General features: G+C 61.4%; 25 protein-coding genes and 2 pseudogenes. 18 read left to right on the forward strand and 9 right to left on the reverse strand.

Annotated elements, in window-relative coordinates; genetic code table 11:
- Window positions 1–37: 37 nt before the first annotated feature.
- The 8 genes from QMO82_RS09565 to QMO82_RS09600 all read left to right on the forward strand — a co-directional run bounded on the left by QMO82_RS09565 (window position 38) and on the right by QMO82_RS09600 (window position 10,950).
- Entirely contained in the window at window positions 38–1,300 is a 1,263-nt protein-coding gene (locus QMO82_RS09565; protein ID WP_283196640.1) for an ABC transporter substrate-binding protein, read from the forward strand.
- 96 nt (window positions 1,301–1,396) lie between these two features.
- Window positions 1,397–2,350 (forward strand): carbohydrate ABC transporter permease, encoded by a 954-nt coding sequence (locus QMO82_RS09570; protein ID WP_105005730.1) that lies wholly within the window; start codon window positions 1,397–1,399, stop codon window positions 2,348–2,350.
- Window positions 2,347–3,327, forward strand: a complete 981-nt coding sequence (locus tag QMO82_RS09575) for a carbohydrate ABC transporter permease (protein ID WP_183610639.1) — start codon at window positions 2,347–2,349, stop codon at window positions 3,325–3,327. The genes QMO82_RS09570 and QMO82_RS09575 overlap by 4 nt, the downstream gene beginning before the upstream one ends.
- Window positions 3,328–3,330: 3 nt before the next feature.
- Window positions 3,331–4,446, forward strand: coding sequence for an ABC transporter ATP-binding protein (locus QMO82_RS09580; protein ID WP_275038229.1), 1,116 nt, complete (start codon window positions 3,331–3,333; stop codon window positions 4,444–4,446).
- A gap of 15 nt (window positions 4,447–4,461) precedes the next feature.
- Window positions 4,462–6,012, forward strand: coding sequence for an FAD-dependent oxidoreductase (locus QMO82_RS09585; RefSeq protein WP_183607663.1), 1,551 nt, complete (start codon window positions 4,462–4,464; stop codon window positions 6,010–6,012).
- A 1-nt stretch (window position 6,013) separates the two neighbouring features.
- Window positions 6,014–7,669 (forward strand): GMC family oxidoreductase, encoded by a 1,656-nt coding sequence (locus QMO82_RS09590; RefSeq protein ID WP_183607662.1) that lies wholly within the window; start codon window positions 6,014–6,016, stop codon window positions 7,667–7,669.
- 24 nt (window positions 7,670–7,693) lie between these two features.
- Window positions 7,694–8,872, forward strand: a complete 1,179-nt coding sequence (locus QMO82_RS09595; protein WP_183607661.1) for a Gfo/Idh/MocA family protein — start codon at window positions 7,694–7,696, stop codon at window positions 8,870–8,872.
- Window positions 8,869–10,950, forward strand: coding sequence for an FAD-binding protein (locus QMO82_RS09600; protein WP_183607660.1), 2,082 nt, complete (start codon window positions 8,869–8,871; stop codon window positions 10,948–10,950). Before QMO82_RS09595 ends, QMO82_RS09600 begins: the two co-directional genes overlap by 4 nt.
- Window positions 10,951–10,981: 31 nt before the next feature.
- On the opposite strand, the gene QMO82_RS09605 is transcribed toward QMO82_RS09600, so the two are convergent.
- From QMO82_RS09605 to QMO82_RS09615, 3 genes are all read right to left on the reverse strand, one after another.
- Window positions 10,982–11,164 (reverse strand): hypothetical protein, encoded by a 183-nt coding sequence (locus QMO82_RS09605; protein WP_183607659.1) that lies wholly within the window; start codon window positions 11,162–11,164, stop codon window positions 10,982–10,984.
- 86 nt (window positions 11,165–11,250) lie between these two features.
- A complete protein-coding gene (xth, locus tag QMO82_RS09610; protein WP_183607658.1) occupies window positions 11,251–12,045 on the reverse strand; it encodes an exodeoxyribonuclease III in 795 nt (264 codons plus the stop codon).
- A 28-nt stretch (window positions 12,046–12,073) separates the two neighbouring features.
- Entirely contained in the window at window positions 12,074–12,571 is a 498-nt protein-coding gene (locus tag QMO82_RS09615; protein WP_183607657.1) for a hypothetical protein, read from the reverse strand.
- A gap of 280 nt (window positions 12,572–12,851) precedes the next feature.
- Here QMO82_RS09615 and QMO82_RS09620 point away from each other — a divergent pair, with 280 nt between their 5' ends.
- A complete protein-coding gene (locus QMO82_RS09620) occupies window positions 12,852–13,379 on the forward strand; it encodes a hypothetical protein (protein ID WP_183607656.1) in 528 nt (175 codons plus the stop codon).
- Between the two features lie 108 nt (window positions 13,380–13,487).
- Here QMO82_RS09620 and QMO82_RS09625 read toward each other — a convergent pair whose 3' ends face one another.
- The 3 genes from QMO82_RS09625 to QMO82_RS09635 form a co-directional block, all read right to left on the reverse strand.
- Complete coding sequence (locus QMO82_RS09625) at window positions 13,488–14,111, reverse strand: response regulator transcription factor (RefSeq protein ID WP_183607655.1); 624 nt, start codon at window positions 14,109–14,111, stop codon at window positions 13,488–13,490.
- Window positions 14,112–14,113: 2 nt separating this feature from the next.
- Window positions 14,114–15,502, reverse strand: a complete 1,389-nt coding sequence (locus QMO82_RS09630; protein ID WP_183607654.1) for a sensor histidine kinase — start codon at window positions 15,500–15,502, stop codon at window positions 14,114–14,116.
- 75 nt (window positions 15,503–15,577) lie between these two features.
- Entirely contained in the window at window positions 15,578–15,754 is a 177-nt protein-coding gene (locus QMO82_RS09635) for a hypothetical protein (protein ID WP_183607653.1), read from the reverse strand.
- Window positions 15,755–15,915: 161 nt separating this feature from the next.
- Here QMO82_RS09635 and QMO82_RS09640 point away from each other — a divergent pair, with 161 nt between their 5' ends.
- Window positions 15,916–16,779 carry a class I SAM-dependent methyltransferase gene (locus QMO82_RS09640; protein WP_277546029.1) on the forward strand — a complete coding sequence of 288 codons (864 nt, stop codon included), beginning with the start codon at window positions 15,916–15,918 and terminating at the stop codon, window positions 16,777–16,779.
- 71 nt (window positions 16,780–16,850) lie between these two features.
- Here the strand turns inward: QMO82_RS09640 and QMO82_RS09645 are convergent.
- Window positions 16,851–17,070, reverse strand: a pseudogene (locus tag QMO82_RS09645) (hypothetical protein); the annotation flags it as partial.
- Window positions 17,071–17,269: 199 nt separating this feature from the next.
- Between QMO82_RS09645 and QMO82_RS09650 the strand changes: the two are divergent.
- The 7 genes and pseudogenes from QMO82_RS09650 (at window position 17,270) to QMO82_RS09680 (ending at window position 21,860) form a co-directional block, all read left to right on the forward strand.
- A complete protein-coding gene (locus QMO82_RS09650) occupies window positions 17,270–17,668 on the forward strand; it encodes a DUF1236 domain-containing protein (RefSeq protein ID WP_183607651.1) in 399 nt (132 codons plus the stop codon).
- A 115-nt stretch (window positions 17,669–17,783) separates the two neighbouring features.
- On the forward strand, window positions 17,784–18,599 hold the full coding sequence (locus QMO82_RS09655) for a DUF1236 domain-containing protein (protein WP_183607650.1): 816 nt from the start codon (window positions 17,784–17,786) through the stop codon (window positions 18,597–18,599).
- Window positions 18,600–18,648: 49 nt separating this feature from the next.
- Window positions 18,649–18,816 carry a hypothetical protein gene (locus QMO82_RS09660; protein ID WP_183607649.1) on the forward strand — a complete coding sequence of 56 codons (168 nt, stop codon included), beginning with the start codon at window positions 18,649–18,651 and terminating at the stop codon, window positions 18,814–18,816.
- Window positions 18,813–19,406, forward strand: coding sequence for a BA14K family protein (locus QMO82_RS09665; protein WP_183607648.1), 594 nt, complete (start codon window positions 18,813–18,815; stop codon window positions 19,404–19,406). Before QMO82_RS09660 ends, QMO82_RS09665 begins: the two co-directional genes overlap by 4 nt.
- Window positions 19,407–19,509: 103 nt before the next feature.
- Window positions 19,510–19,824, forward strand: coding sequence for a hypothetical protein (locus QMO82_RS09670; RefSeq protein ID WP_183607647.1), 315 nt, complete (start codon window positions 19,510–19,512; stop codon window positions 19,822–19,824).
- 107 nt (window positions 19,825–19,931) lie between these two features.
- Window positions 19,932–20,814, forward strand: a pseudogene (locus QMO82_RS09675) (hypothetical protein).
- A gap of 44 nt (window positions 20,815–20,858) precedes the next feature.
- On the forward strand, window positions 20,859–21,860 hold the full coding sequence (locus QMO82_RS09680; protein ID WP_183607646.1) for a L,D-transpeptidase: 1,002 nt from the start codon (window positions 20,859–20,861) through the stop codon (window positions 21,858–21,860).
- A gap of 32 nt (window positions 21,861–21,892) precedes the next feature.
- Here the strand turns inward: QMO82_RS09680 and QMO82_RS09685 are convergent, their stop codons facing one another.
- Window positions 21,893–22,684: a phenylalanine 4-monooxygenase gene (locus QMO82_RS09685; RefSeq protein WP_183607645.1), complete on the reverse strand. Its 792-nt coding sequence runs from the start codon at window positions 22,682–22,684 to the stop codon at window positions 21,893–21,895.
- Window positions 22,685–22,807: 123 nt separating this feature from the next.
- On the opposite strand from QMO82_RS09685, the gene QMO82_RS09690 reads away from it, so the two are divergent.
- Entirely contained in the window at window positions 22,808–23,269 is a 462-nt protein-coding gene (locus tag QMO82_RS09690) for an Lrp/AsnC family transcriptional regulator (protein WP_097622178.1), read from the forward strand.
- 27 nt (window positions 23,270–23,296) lie between these two features.
- Here QMO82_RS09690 and QMO82_RS09695 read toward each other — a convergent pair whose 3' ends face one another.
- The gene (locus QMO82_RS09695; RefSeq protein WP_097622179.1) at window positions 23,297–23,797 is read right to left on the reverse strand and encodes an Lrp/AsnC family transcriptional regulator; all 501 of its coding nucleotides are present in this window, start codon (window positions 23,795–23,797) and stop codon (window positions 23,297–23,299) included.
- Between the last annotated feature and the right edge of the window lie 91 nt (window positions 23,798–23,888).

A 23,888-nucleotide genomic window follows, 5' to 3' on the forward strand; every position in this document is an offset into this window, starting at 1 on the left:
TCCCGCATCTTCCAAACTGGAACTGGGAGGTTCTTCGATGAAAAGGTTTTTGACCACCACCGCAATGATCGCATTGGCTCTGGCCGGCGCTCACGTGTCCGCACGAGCTGCCGACGTGAAGGAAGTGCAGATGCTGCACTGGTGGACGTCTGGCGGTGAGGCAGCGGCGTTGAACGTCTTGAAGCAGGATCTGTCGAAGGAAGGTTTTGCCTGGAAGGACGTTCCTGTTGCCGGCGGTGGCGGTGACGCGGCGATGACGGCGCTGAAGGCGATGGTTGCGGCCGGCACCTATCCGACAGCCTCGCAGATGCTGGGTTATACCGTGCTCGATTATGCCCAGGCCGGCGTCATGGGCGATCTGACGGAGACGGCGAAGAAGGAAGGCTGGGACAAGTCGGTGCCGGCAGCGCTGCAGAAGTTCTCGGTCTATGACGGCAAATGGGTTGCAGCCCCGGTCAACGTGCATTCGGTCAACTGGCTGTGGATCAACAAGGCTGTGATGGACAAGATCGGCGGCACGCAGCCGAAGACCTTCGAGGATCTGATCGCCCTGCTCGACAAGGCCAAGGCCGCCGGTGTCATCCCGCTCGCCCTTGGCGGCCAGAACTGGCAGGAAGCGACGATGTTCGATTCCATCGTACTGTCGACCGGCGGTCCGGAGTTCTACAAGAAGGCCTTCAACGACCTCGACGAGGAATCGCTGAAGTCCGACACGATGAAGAAGTCCTTCGACAATCTGGCGACGATCATCAAATATGTCGACCCGAACTTCTCGGGCCGCGACTGGAACCTCGCCACCGCCATGGTCATCAAGGGTGACGCGCTGGTGCAGGTGATGGGCGACTGGGCCAAGGGCGAATTCGTCGCCGCCAAGAAGACGCCGGACACCGACTTCCTGTGCTACCGCTTCCCCGGCACCGACGGCAGCGTGATCTACAACTCCGACATGTTCGGCATGTTCAACGTCCCCGACGACCGCAAGGCGGCGCAGGTGGCGCTGGCAACGGCGACGCTGTCGAAGAGCTTCCAGTCGGCCTTCAACGTCGTCAAGGGTTCGGTGCCGGCTCGTACCGATGTTCCCGATACCGACTTCGACGCCTGCGGCAAGAAGGGCATCGCCGACCTGAAGGCCGCCAATGAGGGCGGCACGCTGTTCGGCTCGCTGGCGCAAGGCTACGGCGCTCCTCCGGCCATCGCCAATGCCTATAAGGATGTCGTCTCGAAGTTCGTCCACGGCCAGATCAAGACCTCCGACGAGGCCGTCAAGCAGCTCGTCCAGGCGATCGACGACGCCCGCTGAGACCATTGTGACAAACGCTTCCCCGCATCGTCGCGGGGAAGCTTCAGGCGCCGCGCCGATCATGTGGGGCCGAGAATGTAGGGGAGATGACATTCCATGAGCACAGTTGCGACCACCGATCCGGTTCTGACGCCGCGGCAATCGACGGGGATCTCGCTGCGGGGCCGACTGCAGGATGCGCTGCCGAAGATCGTGCTGGCGCCGAGCTTCGTCATCACCATCATCTTCGTCTACGGCTTCATCGTCTGGACGGCCTATCTGTCCTTCACCAATTCCAAGACCTTTCCGTCTTATGCGCTGACGGGAGCGCGCGCCTATCAGCGGCTGTGGCGCTGGACCTTCGAGAGCGATCCGCCGTCCTCCTGGTACACCTCGATCACCAATATGGCGATCTTCGGCTTTCTCTATATCGGCATCTGCCTGGCGCTCGGTCTGTTCCTGGCCATCCTGCTCGACCAGAAGATCCGCGGCGAGGGTCTGCTCAGACCGATCTTCCTCTATCCGATGGCGCTCTCCTTCATTGTGACAGGCGTTGCCTGGAAATGGTTCCTCGATCCCGGCCTCGGGCTGGAACAGACGCTGCACCACTTCGGCTGGACGAGCTTCCACTTCGACTGGATCAAGAACAAGGACTTCGTCATCTACACCGTCGTCATCGCCGGCGTCTGGCAGGCGTCGGGCTTCGTCATGGCGATGTTCCTGGCGGGCCTGCGCGGCATCGACGGCGAGATCATGAAGGCCGCCCAGATCGACGGCGCCTCGCCCTTCCAGCTCTACCGCCGCATCGTCATTCCGCTGCTGCGGCCGATCTTTCTCTCCGCCTTCATCGTGCTCGCCCATATGGCGATCAAGTCCTACGACCTGGTGGTGGCGCTGACCTCGGGCGGCCCCGGCGGCTCGGCCTGGCTGCCGTCGAACTTCATGTATGAATACACCTTCAAGCGCAACGAGATGGCCGTCGGCTCGGCCAGCGCCATCATCATGCTGATGACCATCTCGGCGATCATCGTGCCCTATCTCTATTCCGAACTGAAGGAGAAGGCGCGATGAGCAGTCTGACCTCTTCAACAGTAACCTCGGCAGCAACGCTTTCGCAGGCCAGCGACGACAGGAACGACAGCAACAACAATGCCCGCTGGATCGGCCGCATCGTCATCTACGGCCTGCTGGTGATCTTCGCGATCCTCTACCTGATGCCGCTCTTCGTCATGCTGACGACCTCGTTCAAGACCATGGACGAGATCCAGAACGGCAACATGCTGGCGCTGCCGCAATCGCCGACCTTCGATCCCTGGATCAAGGCCTGGGGCGAGACCTGTGTGGGGCTCACCTGCGCCGGCATCAAGGGTTACTTCTGGAACTCGATCAAGATGGTGGTGCCGGCTGTCGCGATCTCCACCATCATGGGGGCGCTGAACGGCTATGTCCTGACCAAATGGCGCTTTCCCGGCCACACGCTGGTGTTCGGGCTGATGCTGTTTGCCTGCTTCATCCCGTTCCAGTCGGTGCTGCTGCCGATGGCGACGATCCTCGGCAGCCTCGGCCGCTTCGGCATGACGCTGCAGAATGCCACCGGCTGGAACTTCGGCTTCGGCAATCCGACGGTCAATCTGGTCTTCGTCCATGTCGTCTATGGCTTGGGCTTCACCACCCTGTTCTTCCGCAATTTCTACGAGGCCTTCCCGACCGAACTGGTGCGGGCCGCCCAGGTCGATGGCGCCAGCTTCTTCCAGATCTTCCGCCGCATCATGCTGCCGAACTCGCTGCCGATCATCGTCGTCACCGTGATCTACCAGTTCACCAATATCTGGAACGACTTCCTGTTTGCCTCGGCTTACGCCGGCACCGGTGACTCCATGCCGATGACGGTGGCGCTGAACAATGTCGTCAACACCTCGACCGGGGTGGTCGAATACAATGTCAACATGGCGGCGGCGATGATCGCCGCCGTGCCGACGCTCATCGTCTATATCCTCGCCGGCCGCTACTTCGTGCGTGGCCTGATGGCGGGCGCTGTCAAAGGGTAATCCATGGCCTTCCTCGAAATCTCCGGTCTTAAAAAACGCTTCGGCGCCGTCGACATTCTCAAGGGGATCGACCTCGAACTCGACAAGGGCGGCTTTCTCGTGCTGGTCGGCCCGTCCGGCTGCGGCAAGTCGACCCTGCTCAACACCATTGCCGGGCTGGAGACGATCACCTCTGGCGATATCAGGATCGACGGGCGCGACATCAGCGGTCTGCATCCCTCCAAGCGCGACATCGCCATGGTGTTCCAGTCCTATGCGCTCTATCCGAACATGACGGTGGCGGGAAACATCGCTTTCGGCATGGAGATCCGCGGCGTTCCCAAGGAGGAACGGGAAAAGGCGATCAAACAGGTCTCCGACATGCTGCAGATCGGCCATCTGCTCGACCGCAAGCCGAGCCAGCTGTCGGGCGGCCAGCGCCAGCGTGTCGCCATGGGGAGAGCCTTGGTGCGCAATCCGCAGGTCTTCCTGTTCGACGAGCCGCTCTCCAATCTCGATGCCAAGCTGCGCGTCGACATGCGCACCGAGATCAAGCGGCTGCACCAGCGCATGGGCACCACCTTCGTCTATGTCACCCATGACCAGATCGAGGCGATGACGCTGGCGACCAAGATCGCCGTGCTGAAGGACGGCGTGCTGCAGCAGTTCGGCACGCCGGCCGAGATCTATAACAGCCCCGCCAATATCTTCGTCGCCGACTTCATGGGCTCGCCGGCGATGAACCTGCTCACCGCCACCGTCGAGACCGGCGCCGGCGGGCTTGAGGTCTCGCTGGAGCGGCCGAATGCCGCCCCGCTGAGGCTCCCGGTCATCTCGGGCAATAATGGCCTGAGCGGCTATACCGGCAGGCAGGTGATCTTCGGCATCCGGCCGGAGGCGCTGACCGATCCCGATGGCGCCGACCGCAAGGCGCGCATGCTGAGCGAGGGCGACTGCCTGATCGAGGTGGTCGAACCGGCCGGCTCCGACACCTTCGCCGTCACCAAGCTCGGCGGCAAATCCGTCATCGCCCGCCTGCGCGCCGATACCGGCATCGCTCCAGGACAAAACACCCGCCTCGCCTTCAATCTCGACAAGGCCGTCTTCTTCGATCCGGAAACGCAAGCCAGGATCGTGTGACGGCCAGGTGCTGATATGAGCAATTCACCAGACATCGTCATCATCGGTTCAGGCGTCGGCGGCTCCACCGTCGCGGCCGGCCTGGCTGTATTAGGCGCGCGGATATTGATCCTCGAAGCTGGCGATCATATCGCCGATCTTCCCGTCAATCGGGACCAGCGCGCCATCTTCCAGCGGGGACATTTCCGACCGAAGGAAACCTGGTACGAGGCAGACGGCAGAGGCTTCAATCCGGGCAACTATTACAATGTCGGCGGCAATTCGAAATTCTACGGCGCCGTGCTGTCGCGTTATCGCAGGGAGGATTTCGACGTCATCAAGCACCGCGAGGGTGTGTCGCCGGCCTGGCCGTTCCCCTATGAGGCGCTGGAGCCGTGGTACTCAAAGGCGGAACTGTTGTATCAGGTTCGCGGCAGCCTGGGCGAAGATCCCACCGAACCGTACCACTCGGCTGGCTACGCGTACCCGCCCGTGCCCGACGAGGAGCCGATCGCCGATATCAGGGCGCGCCTCAAACAGAAAGGCCTGCATCCGTTTTCCCTACCGCTCGGCCTGGACCTCGACGCTTGGCTCTCCAAGGCGCAGACACCATGGGATGCCCATCCGAACGCACGCGACGGCAAGATGGATGCCGAGACCGCGGCCCTTGCGGTGGCGCTGAAGCACGAGAACGTGCGGCTCGAAACCAATGCGCGCGTGATAAGGCTCGACACGGGGGCGGGGAACCGGATCGACCGGGTCACCTATGTCAGGAACGGTCAGACGCTGACGGTGTCACCGAAGATCGTCATCCTTTCGGCAGGCGCCGTCCAGTCATCGGTGCTTTTGCTGCGCTCGAAAAACGACCGCTTCCCAAGGGGCCTGGCGAATTCCTCCGATCAGGTGGGCCGCAACTTCATGAACCACAATGCCTCCGCCGTCATCGGCGTCTCGCCAAAGTTCAGGAACACCGCAGTATATCAGAAGACATTTGCCTTCAACGATTTCTATCTCTCGGACGGGGAGGGAGGACCGCCGCTCGGCAATGTGCAGCTCCTCGGCCGCATCTCCGAAAAAGTTCTCAAGGGCTCTCTGCCGCAGGCTCCGGAATGGTTCCTGCGCTTCATCACGAGCCATTCCATCGACTTCTATGCGATGAGCGAGGACGTGCCTAATCCCGAAAGCCGCGTCACGGTCGATGGAGACCGGATTATTCTCCAATGGCAGCGAACCAACTGGGATGCGCATCTGGCCCTTGTCGCCAAGCTGAAGCTCATCCTGAAATCGATCGGATTTCCGATCGTGCTGTCGCGGCCCTTCGACAAGCGCACGCCTTCCCATCAATGCGGAACGGTCCGCATCGGCAACGATCCCGCGACAGCGCCGTTGGACCCGTACTGCCGTTCCTATGATCACGAAAACCTCTTCGTCGTCGACGCCGGTTTCCTCCCCACCTCGGCTGCGGTCAATCCTGCGCTCACCGTCGCCGCCCAGGCGCTGCGAGTGGCAGATCACATTGCGTCGAAGGACTTTGCAGACATGACACAGGCGCTGGCGGTTGCCAGGCCGGATGCAACAGGACAGTAAAATGGGATTCGATTACATCATCACCGGCGCCGGTCCGGCAGGATGCGTTCTGGCAAGCCGGCTGAGCGAAGATCCCGATGTCAACGTGCTCCTGCTCGAGGCGGGTGGCGGTGATTGGAATCCGCTTTTTCATATGCCGGCCGGCTTCGCCAAGATGACCAAAGGTGTCGCCAGCTGGGGATGGGAAACCGTTCCCCAGAAGCACATGAAAGGCCGGGTGCTTCGTTATACGCAGGCAAAGGTCATCGGCGGCGGCTCGTCGATCAACGCGCAGCTCTATACCCGCGGAAACGGCGCGGATTATGACCTCTGGGCGCGAGAAGACGGTTGCGAGGGCTGGGACTACCGTTCGATCCTTCCTTATTTCAAACGCGCCGAGGACAACCAGCGCTTTGCCGACGACTACCACGCCTATGGCGGCCCGCTGGGGGTCTCGATGCCGGCAGCGGCGCTGCCGATCTGCGACGCCTATATCCGCGCAGGGCAGGAGCTCGGCATTCCCTATAATCACGATTTCAACGGCCGTCAGCAGGCGGGCGTAGGGTTTTACCAGCTGACGCAGCGCAACCGCCGCCGGTCGTCGGCTTCGCTCGCCTATCTCTCGCCGATCAAGGACCGAAAGAACCTGACGGTCCGGACGGGCGCTCGCGTCGCGCGCATCATCGTGGAAGGAGGCCGTGCGACAGGCGTCGAGATCGTGACCTCGCGCGGCCAGGAGATCGTCCGCGCCGATCGCGAAGTGCTGGTCTCATCGGGCGCGATCGGATCGCCGAAGCTGCTTCTGCAGTCCGGCATCGGACCGGCCGACCATCTGCGCTCGGTGGGCGTCAAGGTGCTGCACGATCTGCCGGGTGTCGGCGGCAACCTGCAGGATCACCTGGATCTATTCGTCATTTCCGAATGCACCGGCGATCACACCTATGACGGTGTCGCGAAGCTCCACCGCACACTTTGGGCCGGGCTTCAATATGTCCTGTTCCGCACCGGTCCGGTCGCCTCGTCGCTCTTCGAGACCGGCGGCTTCTGGTACGCCGATCCTGAAGCCCGTTCTCCCGATATCCAGTTCCACCTTGGCCTGGGATCGGGCATCGAAGCAGGCGTCGAGCGCCTGAAAAACGCGGGCGTGACGCTCAACTCCGCCTATCTGCATCCGCGCTCGCGTGGGACGGTGCGTCTGTCATCCCCCGACCCGGCTGCCGCTCCCTTGATCGACCCCAACTACTGGTCCGATCCCCATGACAGGACGATGTCGCTGGAGGGGCTCAAGCTCGCACGCGAGATCATGCAGCAGGCGGCGCTGAAGCCCTATGTCATGGCCGAACGGCTTCCCGGACCGAAGGTCATGACCGACGAGCAGCTTTTCGATTATGGCTGCGCCAACGCCAAGACCGACCATCATCCGGTCGGCACCTGCAAGATGGGGAGGGGACCGGACGCGGTTGTCGGGCTTGATCTCAAGGTCCATGGCCTGGAAGGCCTGAGGGTCTGCGATTCATCCGTCATGCCGCGCGTGCCGTCCTGCAACACCAACGCTCCGACAATCATGGTCGGCGAAAAGGGATCGGACCTCATTCGCGGCCTGCCGGCACTTGCCCCCACCATCTTCGCCTATGAACGCAACGATGCGAGGCCTCGGGCCCGCGCCGAAATCCGGTAAGTCCTGTCGAGAGGAGAGACGACAATGTCTGAAGTCAGAGTTGCAGTGCTTGGCGCCTCGGGCTGGATGGGAAAGGTCCACACGATGGCCTATCAGGCCTTTCCGCATTTCTTCGGAGTGTCGGACGGAACGGCACGGATCGTCGCTCTCGTCGAAGGCCCCTCGACGGCAGCCGAGGATCTCGCCCACAGGGCGCCGGGCGCAAGGATTCTTCAGGATTGGAAACTGGCGGTCGCTGATCCTGATGTCGATCTAATCGATATCTGCCTGCCTGATCATCTTCACTACGAGGTGGCCAAGGCCGCGCTGCTGGCCGGCAAACATGTCTACTGCGAGAAGCCATTGGCAAACACCGCTGCCGAAGCGTGGGAACTGGCCGACATCGCCAGGGAAAAGGGTGTGATTACCCGTGTCGGACACGCCTTTCCCCGAAACCCCGTCCATGATCTGGCGAAAGACATCATTCAATCCGACGAAATCGGCGACATCAAACTGTTCCGCGGCTGCCAGCATGTCGACATGTATGGCGATCCCTACGCCCCCTTCATGTGGCGGGCCGATGGAGAGCTGGCGCCGACCGGGATCGTCGGTGACACCGGCTCGCACATCTTCAGTTTCATGGATTTCCTGGTCGGCCGCGTCAGCTCGTTGATCGCCGACAACCTCATCGTCACGCCGCGCCGGCCCGTCGTCGGGGGCCTTGCCTATGGCGAGCAGGTGAAACTGACAGGCAATGAGTCCTGGGCAGACATTACCAATCCTGACGCCACGAACCTGCTTTGCCGGTTCGAAAACGGCGCCGGCGGGATCGTCGATTTCAGCCGTGTCGCGACCGGCCGCAAGTTCATGCAGACCTACGAGATCTACGGAACGAAAGGCAGCATCGCCTATAGCTATGACGAGATAAACCGGCTGCGCTTCTATTCCAACGACGACCGGACGGGACGGCGCGGCTTCCGGGAGATCGACGTGGGGCCCGAAAACCCGACCTTCCGGGCTTTCCTTCCTCTGCCGAATTTCGGCTTGGGCTACAATGAAAGCAAGATCATCGAAGCGGCCGAGGTGATCCGTTCGATCGTTGCCCACAGGCCGATGTGGCCGACATTCGAGACCGGCCACCACATCTGCCAGATCGTCGACGCATGCATGCAGTCTTCCCGCGAGAGGCGCTGGGTCGACATCCCGCTGGCTGAACGCCAATGACCATAGACGTTCGGCAGGAAATTCTTGACGCACTGACCGACGTCGACATGCCGCGGCTGCCGCCCGAGGCTGCCCCGTCAGAAACTGTCCGGCGCGCCGGCATCGAGGTGCCGATCTATCGAGCCGGTTGCGTCGTCGTCGGATCCGGTGCTGCCGGTCTGCGGGCGGCGGTGGAATTGAAGCGGCGCGGCGATGACGTCGTCATCGTCAGCCAAAGCGCCTGGGGTGGAACTTCGGCCTGTTCGGGATCCGACAAGCAGACCCTGCACACGGCAAACACCGCCGATCAGGGTGACAATTACAAGGCGATGGCCCGCGCCATCCGCAGCGGCGGCGCCATGGACGAGGACACGGCTTACGTCGAGGCCGTCGGCTCGTCCCGGATGATGGCGTCGCTGCAGTTTTTAGGCCTGCCGCTGCCTCAGGATCCGCTTGGTGGGACGCTGAGATACCAGACCGATCACGATGAGGTCGGCCGCGCCACCAGCTGCGGCCCGCGCACCTCGCGCCTGATGGTCAAGGTGCTGGCCGAGGAGGCGATCCGGCTGGGCGTGCCGTTCTACAACCAGACCACGGCGGTCAAGATCCTCACTGTGGGTGAGGGGGTTGGCCGTCATGTTGTTGGCATACTTGTCATGCGCGCCGGCGACCGTACGGAGCAGAATCCGCTGGGTATCGCGCTGTTCATCAGCGACGTGATCGTCCTCGCGGCCGGCGGGCCGGGCGAACTCTATCGCGACAGCGTTTATCCCAACGGCTGCTTCGGCTGTCTTGGATTGGCGCTGGAAGCCGGCGTCGAGCTGGTGAACCTCACCGAAAGCCAGTTCGGCATCGGAACGCGCCGGGAAGGCTTCCCATGGAACCTGTCCGGCACCTATGTCCAGGCAATCCCGCATATCTACTCGCTCGATAGCAAAGGCGTGGAGCATCACTTCCTGGGAGAATATTACCGCAGCACTCAGGAGCTGGCATCGAACGTCTTCCGTAAAGGCTATCAATGGCCCTTTCATGCGACGCGCATGCTCGAATTCGGCTCAAGCCTGGTGGATCTCGCCATATCGAGCGAAACCGCCGCCGGGCGGCGCGTCTTTATGGATTTCAATCGCAATCCGCCACCCGTGCCGGGCGACCTGCCGTTCAGCCTGGAAAGACTGGACGAAGACGTCGGCCTTTATCTCGGCAAGGCCGGCGCCGGCCAGAATAGGCCGATCGATCGATTGAGGCATATGAACCCGCTCGCGATCGAGCTCTACCGCCGCTATAAGATCGATATTGCCGAAGAGCCGCTGGAATTTGCGGTCAACAACCAGCACATGAACGGCGGCATCATGGTCGACACCTGGGGTCGCAGCAATCTCGGCGGCTGTTACGCGGTCGGGGAGGCAGCGGGCACTCACGGAGTGACGAGACCGGGTGGAGCGGCGCTGAACGCCGGGCAGGTCTTCGGCACCCGCGCGGCCGAGCACATCAGCGCGAGCGGCAGGGCCAAGCGGACGGCCACAGAGGATATAACCGGTACGGCAGAGGCAGGCATTATTGACGTCCTTGCCGCCCTTCGCACCGCGAGCCCACTCACCGTCAAATCGATCCGCTCGGAGGTGCAGGCACGAATGAGCGAGAAGGCCGGCATCCTCTGCGATCAGCAGAGCGTCGCCCAAGCCTTGATCGAGGCGCGGCAGCTCAATGCTGACATTCGCGCTCGCGGGGTCGCCTACGGTCGTGCAGCCGAGGCGGTCCGAGGCGTGCAATGGCGGCACATGGCGCTCGCCTCGGAAGCCGTGCTCAGCGCGCTCGACTTCTTCATTCGGAATGGCGGCGGCAGCCGTGGGGCCCGCGCAATATGCGATGCGGTGGGTGAATCCCTGCCGTTGGCGAGTGCAGGTCCGTTGGAGGAATATCGTTTCCGGAGAGAACGCGAAGCAGATCGGGACAAGCAAATCGTCGTTCGCCTCGAAGGTGATGAGATCAGGCTGTCGACGCGGGCAAACCGCACGTTCGATGAAAGCGCCAGGTCCTTCTTCGAGCGGGATTGGCCGGCTTGGCTGACGGGCCGCATCTATGATCTCGCCGACGACTGAGGCGGCCACGCGCGGGGTGCAGGTCTGCCGATCAATCGGGGTTCGGAACCGGGGGCGGAACCCGGACGCGCTCGGTATCGTCGGACCCTTCGGCGATGGCTTCCTCGCTTCTCTGCACCCGCCTTGGCGGGTCCTTTCCTTCGACCGGCTTGGGCGACAACTGGTCGTCGGCCTGGATTTCGTCGGTGTTCAGGTAGTTTTTGCTCTCGTTCATTGCGGTCAGCTCCCTTTACAAGAAAACTCCCGGCGATATGGCCGGGTTCCCCCGCTCCTCTGCGGACCGCGCCCGAGCACCGCGGCTCATAGATTGGTCTGAGCTTCGGGAACGTCGAGTTCGATCATGACGGGGGCATGGTCGCTCGTGTGCTCCCAGCCTCGCGGCTTTCTTCGAACGGTTGCCGATCGAAGCCATGGCGCGACGGCCGGACTGAGCAGGACGTGGTCGATCCGCAGCCCCGCATCACGTTCGAAGCTGTTCCGCCAGTATTTCCAGAAAGTGTAGACGCGCTCTTCCGGATGCAGATGTCTGACGGCGTCGGTCCAGCCCTGGGCGACGAGATAAGTATAGGCCGTGCGGACCTCCGGCCTGAAGAGCGCATCGTCCAGCCAGCGCTCCGGTTTGTAGACGTCGATCTCCGTCGGCATGACGTTGAAGTCACCGGCCAGGATCGCAGGCACCTCGAGTTCGAGGAGTTCGGCGGCGTAGCCGTGCAGCCGCCGGAACCAGCTAAGCTTGTAGTCGAACTTGACACTCGGGAACGGATTGCCGTTCGGCAGATATAGGCATCCGATGACGATACCGTCGATGACGGCTTCGATATACCGGCGATGGGTGTCATCAGGATCGCCGGGAAGACCGCGTCGTGTCAGGATCGGAGTCTTGCCCCTCGCCAGGATGGCGACCCCGTTCCAGGATCTCTGTCCGTGCCAGACGGCGCCGTAGCCGGCCCGTTCGATCTCCTTTCGCGGAAACCCGGCATCGTCGGTCTTCAGTTCCTGGAGGCAGGCCACATCGGGAGCGTCCTCCTTCAGCCAGCGCAACAGTATGGCCAACCGCCCATTGATCCCATTGACGTTGTAGGTCGCGATTTTCACTGCAATCCCGGACGTCGAGGCTGGCTCCTCAACGCGTCGCACCGAGGACGAAGGCGATGCCGGCGACGATCGCGACTGATGTCAGCGGCTGCCGGCGTATGCGATCCTCGATCTCGTGGACGAAGCTGCGCGCTTCCGCCTTTGCCAGGCGGGCTGTTCCGGAAGCCAGTTCCGAAGCCGACTCCGCGATCCGGCCAGCGTCCTTCTGAAGTGCGCGCATGTCCTTGCGATCGCCATCGAATCCTTCGGAGGAGCCGGTGGTTTCGCCGGTCGAGCGCAGGGCTCGATCGACGAACGGAAACTCTTCGTCCAGCTTGGTTGGGTCGGGCTCCCGCTTCACCCGCTCAGCCGCCTCGACGTCGCTGCGGCCGGCAGGAATTGAGGTGTGGGTGGCCGACACCGGGTCAGAGGCGGGAAAGGTATCCTCGATTGCTTGAGTGAGATCGCTTCTTCGCCCCTGCTTCCGCTGCTCTGCCTGCTCTTTCCGCATGGACTGAACTGCGGGGGATTCGTTCGGGTTTGCCATTGGGGTTTCCTCTCGTTGCTCTTGGACAATCAAATCGGCGACAAGGAAAGAAGTTCCAGAAAAATGCGTCATCGCTCCATGCGGCGCTGTGCAATCCGGCGCTCGCGATGACATCGTTTGCGCTTTGCTGGCGCATCCACCCCGGCAATCGGTAACCGGACCAAAGTCCTGTCTTTGCTAGTACCTAGGTCCCGTTGCATTCTGCCTACTAAACAGCGAAAATTCTCACGCGCCTCTATTGCATAGGTAACGGCGAAAAACGGACGGACGAGGCTACGGCATGACTCTCTCGAAACGCGATTTTCTGAGACTGGGCGGCAGCGCGGCCGTCGCCGTCTTCGCTGCCGCATCACCGGTGACATTGAACCTCGACGGCCCTCTTCCTGTTCTGGCGGCAGGATGCGCGTTGGCAAAGGACGGCAATAACGGGAATGGAAATGGTGGCGGAAACGGCAATGGGGGAGGGAGTGGCAACGGCAATGGTGGCGGGAACGGCGGGGGGAACGGCGGCGGGAACGGCAATGGTGGCGGGAATGGCAACGGTGGCGGCGGCGGCAGTAACGGTTCAGGAAATGGGAACTCCAGCAGCAGCACCGGATCCTCTTCCGCTTCCACAGGGTCGACACAAGGGTCGGGGGCAAGAGCAACCGAAGCTTCCGATGGCTCGATCGACGTCCGGCACGCGAACGGCATTACCGAAACCCTGCGCAGTGGCCGCTACGTCATGAAGGACGGAAAAGGCAGGACGATCATAAGCCGGCAAGCGACGGCAAACGATGCCCGCCGGTTAAGCCGCTACCTTCGCTAAAACATGAGCCGCAAAGTCAGTGGTGCGGACGATGTTCTGCCCCACTGCCTGTCGCCCGGAAGGGTGCCGCAGTTCCGGGAACACGACAGTCATAAAATCAAAGAGTTTTTAGCGCCGTTCGCGCCATTGGAGAGCCGCTTCAGTCCTGTTCGAGACGCCGAGCTTGCTTAAAATCTGGGTCATATGGTGCTTCACGGTTTTTTCCTGCAGGTTGAGACGCAAACCGATATGCTTGTTTGACAAGCCTTGCGAGACCAGATCCATCACCTCGCGTTCCCGGGGCGTCAGACTGTTTTTTTCGGACGCGCCGCCCTGCAGCGAACTCTCCATGACCTTCGTCGACATCGTCGGCGAGATATAGCGTGATCCGCTCAGCACTGTTTGGATGGCTTCGGCGAGACCACGCGAGCCGACACCTTTGAGAACATAGCCCATCGCGCCCTGTTGCAAAGCGGCCAGCAGCGTGTCCACCTCCTCGGACACCGTCAACATCAGCACTTTCGTTGTCGGGCTGCGCGTCAACACGTTGCCGATCGCCGACAGGCCGCCGCCGGGCATCGAGACATCGAGGAGCATGATGTCCGGTCGGCTGGTCGAAGCGATCATTCCCGCATCGTCGCTGCTGGCGCCTTCGCCAACGACGGCAAAGCCTGGGATTTCCGACAGGCTGCGCGTTACGCCTTCGCGAAAAAGCGGGTGGTCGTCAACGACGCCGATGGTGATGGATGTCATCTCTAATCTCCCACTTCCATAGGCTCGAATGTCATGGTCACCGTCGTCCCTCCTTCGCCTGTCTTGACGTCGAAGGATCCTCCCAAGCTGTCGATGCGTTCGCGAAGCCCCACCAAGCCGAGGCTTGTCGGCCCCACCTCGCTCAGGTCGAAGCCATCGCCGCGGTCGCTGACCTCGACATGAACGTGACCATTGTGCGAGACGGCTCTTACGGCCTGCTGAATACCCCCACCATGACGATAGGCGTTGTTCAAGGCTTCCTGAACGAAACGGTAAATGCAGATCTTTACGGCAGGAGCGAGTTCAGGTCCATCATCGTCGATAACAGTTTCGACACGGGTTTCGGTCTTGTGCTGATGCGCTTCGACCACCCGTGTGACGATCTCGGTGATCGAGGACTTCTCGATCTGCGGGAGCACCAGTCCGCTGCAGATATTGCGGATCTCGGTCATCGCCTCGGCAAGGCTCGAGCGTATCCAGGCAAGCTCCTTTTCGCGCGTTTCGGGTTGGGTCGACGCGTTGATCAAGAGGTCGCTGTCCAGGCGCAGAGAGGCATAGGCGATGTGCTGGGCCGGACCGTCGTGCAGATCGGCGCCGATGCTGCGCAGATATGTTTCGTTCAGCGCCGCTGCTCGCTGTGAGGCGCGCTGCAGCCGCCGCTGAAGCCCGCGGTTTTCCGAAAGCAGCGCAGACAGCTCGTTGACCCGCTCTTTGAGATCCCTGCGTTGCGCTTCTATTGTGCGGCTAACCCGAAACACCAGGACGGAGAGAATAAGGAAAAAGATTGCCGTGAGAGCGGCGACGGCGGCCCAGCTGCGCAGCCTGGCATGGGCCAGACTGTCGCTCAATCCTTCCGCCGTCTCGTAGAATTCGATGACGGCGACCGCCTGTCCGGACCATGGCTGGAGCACCGGGTTGTATATTTCCATCAGCGGCTTGCCGAGTGCACGCTCCTCGCTGCTTTCCGGATCGCTGGCGATCTCGTAGCGCGCGACCAGCGACCCCGCGAATGCGCTACGGAGCTTGTCGTTGACCGCAAACGTCCTGCCCACCAGCTCCTTCTCATTCGAATAGAGGATGGTGCCGTCGCTTCGCCACAACTTGAACGAAACAAGACGCCTGCCGAGCGCGCCCTGACCGAGCGTTTCGTCCAGAGCCTGAGCGCTGCCTTCGTCCAGCAATGACGCCTTTTGCATGTCGGGAAGCAGCGGCGCGACCACGCTGTCCACATAGAGCGCCGTCGCAGCGCCGGAATTGTGGATGACCGCCTCCTCTATGAGGTGGGTAACGAGAATGCCTACCAGAAACATGGCGGCGATTGATATGAGCCCACCCGCGATGAAGAATTGGGAGGCGAGTGAGCGGGCATTCCAGCGGCGAAGCCAATTCATTTTGATACCGGTAAGAGCCTTGCCGAGTAACCTATCGCTTCCTCGAATTTTTTCCAGACAGTATCCCAGACAGCATCAGGGTACATCCCTCGTATCGAAGATTTCAGCGCCTCTTATGCTTTTGGTCAATTGGAGCGTATCGCCCGACATGGCTGCGCCGACGACGTACAGAAGGGCGGCAAGAACGACGACAAGGGCGATGACGGACACATTGCAGGCGTCATTGACTCGGGATCTGTTGCTCTGGGTCATATCAGGATCTCCTTCGTCCCTTGAAACGGCACGGTCCTGTGCACGTTCCACTCTCGGGACTTCGGTCCGACGAGTCTGGGACCTAGGTCCGACCCCCGTAGACGTCGGCGGATTCAGTCATATTTCAGGACTGAATGGCCCGGCTCTTTGGAGATTTGCGAGTGACAATTTCTGCCGACATCGAAGACAATGCTCACGCCGCATTCGCCAGGTCTCCATTTGACGCCAGATCTCCATTTGACGAAAGTGTCGCCGGTCTTTACCAGGCCCTTCTCGTGCCGATCCTCTTCGAGCCCTATGCGGCGGAGATGGCGATTCTCGCCGACCGATCGAAACCTGGCAGTGTTCTTGAGGTTGCCGCGGGGACTGGTGCCTTGACGCGTGCTCTGCGCGGGACGCTTGATCCGCCGACGGAGATCGTTGCTACCGATCTCAGCCAGGCGATGATCGACGTCGGTGCGCCATCGGTGACGATGTCGCGGACTCATTGGATGCACGCCGATGCACAAAATCTCCCATTCGCGCCCGAGATGTTCGATCTCGTCATCTGCCAGTTCGGCGCAATGTTCTTTCCTGATAAGGTGAAAGCCTATGGAGAGGCTGAAAGAGTGTTGCGCAGCAAAGGCCGTTTTCTGTTCTCGACGTGGGATTCAATCGAGGCCAACGACTTTGCACGATGTGTGGACGACTGTCTGGCGAACCTCTTCCCGTCGAATCCCCCGGATTTTCTGAGGCGCTTGCCATATTCCTACTTCGACCCCGGCCCGATCAAGGCGCAAATGTCTTCGGCGGGATTTAAGGCGGTGACCTGCGATCGGCTCGAATTGACATCGGTCGCGGCCAGCGCGCACGACGTCGCAGCCGCGTTTTGCCAGGGAACGCTGCTCCGCGGAGAGATCGAATGGCGGGCGCCGGAGCGCATGTCCGAGATCGTCGACGCGGTGGCCGAGCGACTGGAAGCGCGGCACGGAGCTTGTCCCAGCGGCAGCATGAGCGCGTTGGTGGTTGCCGGCCGAGCTGCGTAATCTCTTCGGCGAAGGCTGGTGGGCGAGCTATGAGGGCTCGCCGGCCTTCTGCTCGCTCGCGTGAGAAGGTTGATCGCACGGATGACGTGCTGCTCGATTTCGAAACAGGTCTGGTCATATTCCCGCAGAATGTTCGCATGGACCTTGCGCCTTTGAACAGCGTCGCGCGCCTCGACGGCCATCTGATAGGCCTCGAAGAGCTCGAACTGCCAGGGGCCGCGCTTCCATGATCAGCGGCAGACGCATCGCCAGGCGCCTGCGGCCAGCTTCCCGGCGATTGGATCTTGCCATCACCTTCAGCCTCCTGCCTGTGCCCCGCGATGACGCGGCCTTCCGATCCTGAAATAGCGGCGGCAACGGACATTGAAATGCGTTTAGGACCAAAGGCTGGGATCCATCGGACTGAGGTCCGGGGCGTGGAACGACCGCGCCTCCACCTAGTTGGTTTGGCAGCGGTCACCAAGGCCGCTCCAACAGAAGGAGGAAAACAATGCTCTCCAAACTTATCGTAGCTGCGGCAACCGCCGCGACTCTGATGTCGGGCGCCGCATTCGCCCAGTCATCGACTGTCAACGGTGCGGCCGGTGGCGCGGTCACCGGGGCAATCGTCGGCGGTCCCGTCGGAGCTGCCGTCGGCGGCGTTGCCGGTGCAATCGTCGGCACCGCGATCGATCCGCCGCCGCAAAAGGTCGTCACCTATGTCCGCGAGGCTCCGGCACCGTCGACCCGGGTGGTCGTGAAGGAAAAGATTGTCGTCGGCCAGCCGCTTCCGGAGACGGTCGTCGTCACGCCTATTCCCGATGATCCGACTTATGCGTATGCGGTGGTCAATGATCAACGTATCATCGTCGAACCGTCGTCACGCAAGGTGATCCAGGTCATCAAGTGACCTGACCTCCACGCGGCCCTGCCGCGTCTTTCTTCCCCAGATCATCGTACAGAGTCTGATAACCGCCGCACGACGGCCGGCAGTGTCGTCGTGCGGCCAAAGCAGAGAGATTATTATGAAAACCAAGACATTTACCGTCCTGATGACAGCACTCTCGATCGGCGTTTCACCGGTCGGCATCATCTCCGCCTCGGCGCAGGATGCGCCGATCCTTCCCAAGAAAGGTGCTGCCCAAAGCGGCCAGTCCAGCGGCGGTGCGACGACCCAGCAGCCGGATGCGAGCGGTGCCGCCTCGGGTGGCGCGGGAGCCTCGACCGGTCAGGGCACGCAGCAGCCTTCGGGTTCCGACGACAGCGCGTCGGGCGCATCCTCCGGAACCGCCACGGAGGGATCTTCCGGGCAGACGGCACCCGAGCCAGGCGCCAAGACGCCGTCCGGCTCTGACAGCTCGAAGACATCCAAGCCGGGACAAACCTCGACGGAAAGCCAGAAGCCTGGCGGCAGCCAGGACACCGGCACATCGACCGGCGAGACTGAAAAATCCGGCGCCGCCGCCAAGTCCTCCGGCGGTTCGACCGAAACCCAGTCGAACAGCAAGACCAACGTCGAAACCAACAACACATCGGTCGACAGCAACACGAAAAACACCACGAAGACCGAGACCACGACCAACGTGAACATCTCCGTCGAGCAGCAGACGGAAATCCGCAGCGTCGTGAAGGAAGTTCATGTCGAGCCGGTTCGGGAAGCGGACTTCACGGTCTCGGTCGGCACGACCATCCCGAAGAAGATCCGGCTCGAGCCGCTGCCGCCGCGCATCATCAAGATCGTACCGCAGTACAAGGCCTATCGCTTCTTCATTCTCGCGGACGGCCGGATCGTCATCGTCGATCCTTCCGCCTTCACGATCGTCTACATCATTTCGGCATGACAGCCGGCGCCCTCGGCGGCCTCCGCCACCGAGGGCGAGGAGAGGAAACATGATCTATTCAGAAGAGAAATCCGCTGGTCTGGCGATGCCTCTGATCGCCATCCTGCTGGCCATCGCCGGCATTCTCGCCATGCTCGTTGTGACCGGCGGCCGGGATAGCCACGCTGCCGGCCGCGTCTGGGTTCCGCAGGCTCAACAGCAGGGGGCGGGAAAATGAACGCGCTCGCATCCGTCGCCTTCGGCATTGTCAGCTCGGTCGGGGCCTGTATCGCCGCCGCATCGGTTGCCTCCCACGTCGTGGCGGATCCCAAATCTCATGCCTTCCACGATCTTGCAGAGCCCGATCTCTGGACGACGAATCCGGTGAAAGTCGACCATCAGCGGCAGGGTTATGAGCGAATTGCGCCTCTCTATTCCAGCTATGTCACCGAGGCGCCGGCCATCACGACGGCAAGCATGACGGCCGGGGCGAAGCCGGCATATACCGGCCCGTCAACCGCACGTCAGACACCGCAGCCGAAATTTTCGACCGAGCATCTTGCCTGGTGCGCGCAGCGCTATCGCTCCTTCGATCCTGCGGCCAACAGCTATCGATCCTTTAGCGGCGAGATCCGCACCTGCTCTTCGCCGTATCAGCAGACTGTCGCCGAGGCCGATGGGAGCGTCGGCGTGAAAGTGAATGCACAGGCGGCGACCTGGTGCGCTGCTCGTTACCGGTCGTATCGACCGGAAGACAATAGCTATCAGCCACGGGACGGGCCGCGGCGCACCTGCGAAGCACCGGTTATCATCGCCACGAATAATTGATCGTAGCCGGTGTTTGCCAACGCGCTGAGTTGCAGTCAGACCAAAGTCCGTATTACAAACGCTGCGGTTGTGATATTCGGTTTCGTTGGGTCGGAGAGCAGGGATGGCGACGACGCTGATAACGGAAATTCAACGGGCGCAGACAAGGCTCCGGTTCTTGAGCCGGACCGAGCGCGGAGCCCTGATCATTCGCATCCTCCGCGAGCTGAAGACGCATCGACAGGAGGCTCTCGGCAATGTGCCGGCCGACCGTTGCGTTTGGATCGACAGGCTTATCGCATCCGTTTCCTCGACGATTTCGGAAATCGCCAACATGCAGGACGTTGAATTCAATCGTGTCCTGACCGAATTCGAAAAGCTTATGGCGACGCTCCAGGACATCTCGCATGCGGAAAAGTTGCCGAAGACTATCCACTGAGGAGAGATCGCCCGCGATCTTATCGGGGCTGCGGCCTCGGCGTCGTCTGATCCGTGCACCGACTGCCTCAGCGGAAACCGTTCCCGTCGCGAGAGCGTTCTCTTTCCATGACCGAAACGAAATCCCGCGCTGACCATGACGAGGCGCCCGCCGAAGATGACCCGAAGTCCGGCGCCGACATTGCCTTCCCTTACGACAGGATGACCGTCGAACAGTTCCGCAAGCGCTTTCCCCGTGCCCGCTGGAACGACGCTCGCAAGGCCTGGTTCGTTCCCGGGCGGACGGCGTCTCGCCGCATCGGGCGATGGCTTGCCGAGCTGGAGGCCGAGGCCGACGCCCATGCGGATGCGAAGGGACGCGACGCCTTCACCTTCGATCCGATCGATAGTCCATACCTTGAACTCGGTAAGGCAGGCTTTCGCATCCGCACGCCCTATTCAAAAACCGTCGTCGACGAACTGCGCCAAGTGCCATTCTCACGCTGGGACGGCGATCTCAGGATTTGGCACGTTCCCTTCCGATCCTATGAGGACCTCAGACGTCGATGGCCTGAAATCGAAGCGGCTGCCCGCAGAAACGAGCCGGAGGAGAGACGGCGGCGGGCCGAGGAGCGGAAAGGGACCGAGCAGGAGATCCGCAGCCGGCTCCGCTCTGCGGAACGAAAGCGCCATCGTTACCCGCTTCCAAGCGACGATTTGCCGCCGATCGGCCGGCCGGTGGCCGTCGCCTATGGAATTGTGGTCCTTACTGAAATATCCGGCGAACTGGTCGATCCGGACGTCGTTGCCGACTTCTATCCGGGCGTGACCGAAGATCACGTCTGGGGACATTGGCGGGTGCCGACGCTTGAAGAACTCGTCCGCACTTGGCCTGCGAAGATGCCCTCCGGCTGAGGACGCCGAGTGGTGGCTGCCGACGATCGAGGAACTCAGACCCGCCCGTCGGACGGCAAGATCGCGCGAAGCCAGGAGGCGCGCCAAGACGTCGTGACCGCGGCACTCTTGCTCAGTGGAACAAGTTGCGCGGCTGGCCATTTGTTGTCCATGAAAACACCACTGCCGATGTCGCTGCTCGCTCTGGCCATCTCCGTTGGCGGTGCCGCCGCGCGGGAGCTCCGATCCGAAGCCATCAATGGTGCTTCGATTGCCGCTCTTGGGGCGGAGATGCCTTCATCCACAGATCCAGACCCCGCGATCGTCCGCCTTCAGGTCCTGCTCGACCGCGCCGGCGCGTCTCCCGGCGTGATCGATGGCCTCTCCGGCGAGAACGTCAATAAGGCGGTGGCCGGTTTCGAGGCCATGAACAAGCTTCCTGTTGATGGCAGGGTGGATCCGGAAGTCGTCTCCCGCCTGGAAGGCAATGCCCCGATCGTCGAGAGCTATGTCGTTTCGGCAGAGGACGCCAAGGGTCTCGTCGACAGGATCCCTGAAGATTATGGCGAGAAGGCAAAGATGCAGAGCTTGGGATATACCAGCGTTGCCGAAAAACTATCGGAGCGCTTCCACATGGGTATCGATCTTGTGAACGCGCTCAACCCGGCTTCGCAGTTTGCTCCTGGCGATACGGTGTGGGTGGTGAACCCCGGCGTTCCGAGGGAGGGAAAGGTCAAGAGGATCGAGGCCGACAAGCAGATGGGACAGGTGCTCGCCTATGCCGACAACGGATCGCTGCTTGCGGTCTATCCCGCGACGATCGGAAGCGAAGACAATCCGGCGCCGTCGGGAAAACACAAGGTCAAGGGCGTCGCGCGAATGCCGGTCTACCGGTATGACCCGAAGCGCAATTTCAAGCAGGGAAAGAACAACAAGGTTCTGACGATCCCGAAAGGGCCGAACGGCCCGGTCGGCACGGTCTGGATCGACCTGACCGAACCGACTTATGGAATCCATGGGACACCGGAGCCGAAGTTCATCGACAAGGTTGGATCGCACGGTTGCGTGCGGCTGACGAACTGGGATGCCGAAGAACTGGCCGGCATGGTCAAGCCCGGCGTCCTGGTGGACTTCGTCAACCGAAGTGCGGCCACGCCGAAGTGAGGGTTCGGCGTGGCCGCTTTATCATCAGCAGTTCACGACGCTTTGGCCTCGAAAGCGGGGGCGAAATCACCGAGCGATTTCGCCTTGAGGATCGTGCCTTCGATATCCTGTTCCACGATCGCTTCGAGATCGGCGAAGCTGTCGATGACGTAATAGATCGGCTGGAGGATATCGATGCGATAGGGGGTTCTCAGCACGCTCAGCAGATCGAACGGCCGGAACTCGCACACCTTGCCCTCCATCGCCGCCTTGGCCTCACTGGGTGACGAGACGATGCCGGCGCCGAAGCAGCGGCGGCCTTGCGGTGTGTTGATCAGGCCGAATTCGACGGTGAACCAGAATATCCGGAACAGGTGCCAGGAATAGCCCTTGCCGAGGCGGACGGCGGTTTCGCCGAAATGCCTGACGAAATTGGCATAGCTCTGGTTGGTGAGCATGGGGCAGTGACCGAAGACCTCGTGGAACAGATCCGGCTCTTCGATATAGTCGATATGCTCGCGGCGGCGCAGGAAGGTGGCGAGCGGGAATTTGCCTTGCGACAGAAGTTCATAAAAGCGCGAGGGCGGAATGAGCGCCGGCACGCCTTCGACGCCGAAGCCGGTGGTCTCGTTCAGGCGTCTGTTCACATCGATCAGCTGAGGTACCTTGTCCGGCCTGAGCCCCAGCATGTCGACGCCGTCGAGATATTCGCGGCAGGCCGTATCGGCCAGGATCATCATCTGACGCCGGTAGAGTTCGCCCCAGATCGCGTCTTCATCAGGGGTGTAGTCGTAGAGACCGTCCGGTCCGGGCAGTTTGGCGGTGTAGCTGCTTTCCTTGGTCATTTGCTGATCCTCCCAGGCACGGCGCTATTCCTGCCATCATGATCCAGGTTTGGAGGATTTTCTTTTCTTTCGTGCTGGCTATCGCCATACTGTTGGCAAGTCTTCCCGAAAGTGACGTCAAAAATGAAAGAACCTGGGAACTTCCGCCGCACCCTTCTGAAGCTCGTCCAGGCCGACGGCAGTCTGTCGCTGGCGGATCTGGCGGAAAAGGCCGGCATGTCGCAGAGTTCGGCCTGGCGCAAGATCCAGGAACTGGAAGCCGACGGCGTTATCCGCAAGCGGGTAACGCTGCTCGATCCGGGAAAACTCGATCTCAAGCTCTGCGTGATCGCCCATGTGACGCTGGAGGATCACCATGAAGAGGCGGTCGCGTCTTTCGCGTCCGTTGTGCTGGCTCAGCCGGAGATCATGGAGTGTTACGCCCTGTCGGGCGCCTTCGATTACATGCTGAAAATCAGGGTGAGGGACGTGGAAAGCTACGAAGTCTTCATGACCCGCTACCTCATGCGCAATCCGCATGTGCGCACTGTTGTCTCGAGCTTCGTGCTGCGCGAGCTGAAATTCTCGACCGAACTGCCGCTCTGACGCTTGCCGCCAAACGAGGCGGCGGGATCACCGCGTGCTGTCGCCATGCCAGCTGCCCGGCATATGCACCGGAAAGCCTTCGAATGTCTTCAGCGTGTCGAGCACGATCGACGTCTTCACATGCTGCACCGACTCGTGCGGCAACAGAACGTCGTTGACGAATTTCGAGAGATCGGCGAGCCCACGGGTCGCCACCTTCAGGTGATAATCCATTTCACCGGTGAGCGCATAGGCTTCGAGAACTTCCGGCAGTCCGTTGATCAGCTGCGAAAACCGGCGGGCATTGTCCCGGTTGTGGGTGGCAAGCGTCACCGAAATGACCACCAGCATATCGAGGCCCAGCTTCTGCTGATCGAGATAGGCGCGGTAGCTGCGAATATATCCCTCGGCCTCCAATCTCGTCCGCCGGCGCGAGCATTGCGACGGTGAAAGCGCGATCCGCTCGCCCAGCTCATTGTTCGTCAACCGCCCATCTTTTTGAAGTTCCTGGAGCAGGCGCAAATCCAATTTATCGAGCTGTTCATCCATTGCGCAAAATCTCAAAAATACTCACGAACCGTGCATAATATCTTCCTGTAGCATGAAGAATGCAAGAACTTTGCACGCGTTTTGGGCCACA

It is taken from the genome of Rhizobium sp. BT04 (assembly GCF_030053135.1).
GTDB lineage: Bacteria > Pseudomonadota > Alphaproteobacteria > Rhizobiales > Rhizobiaceae > Rhizobium > Rhizobium binxianense.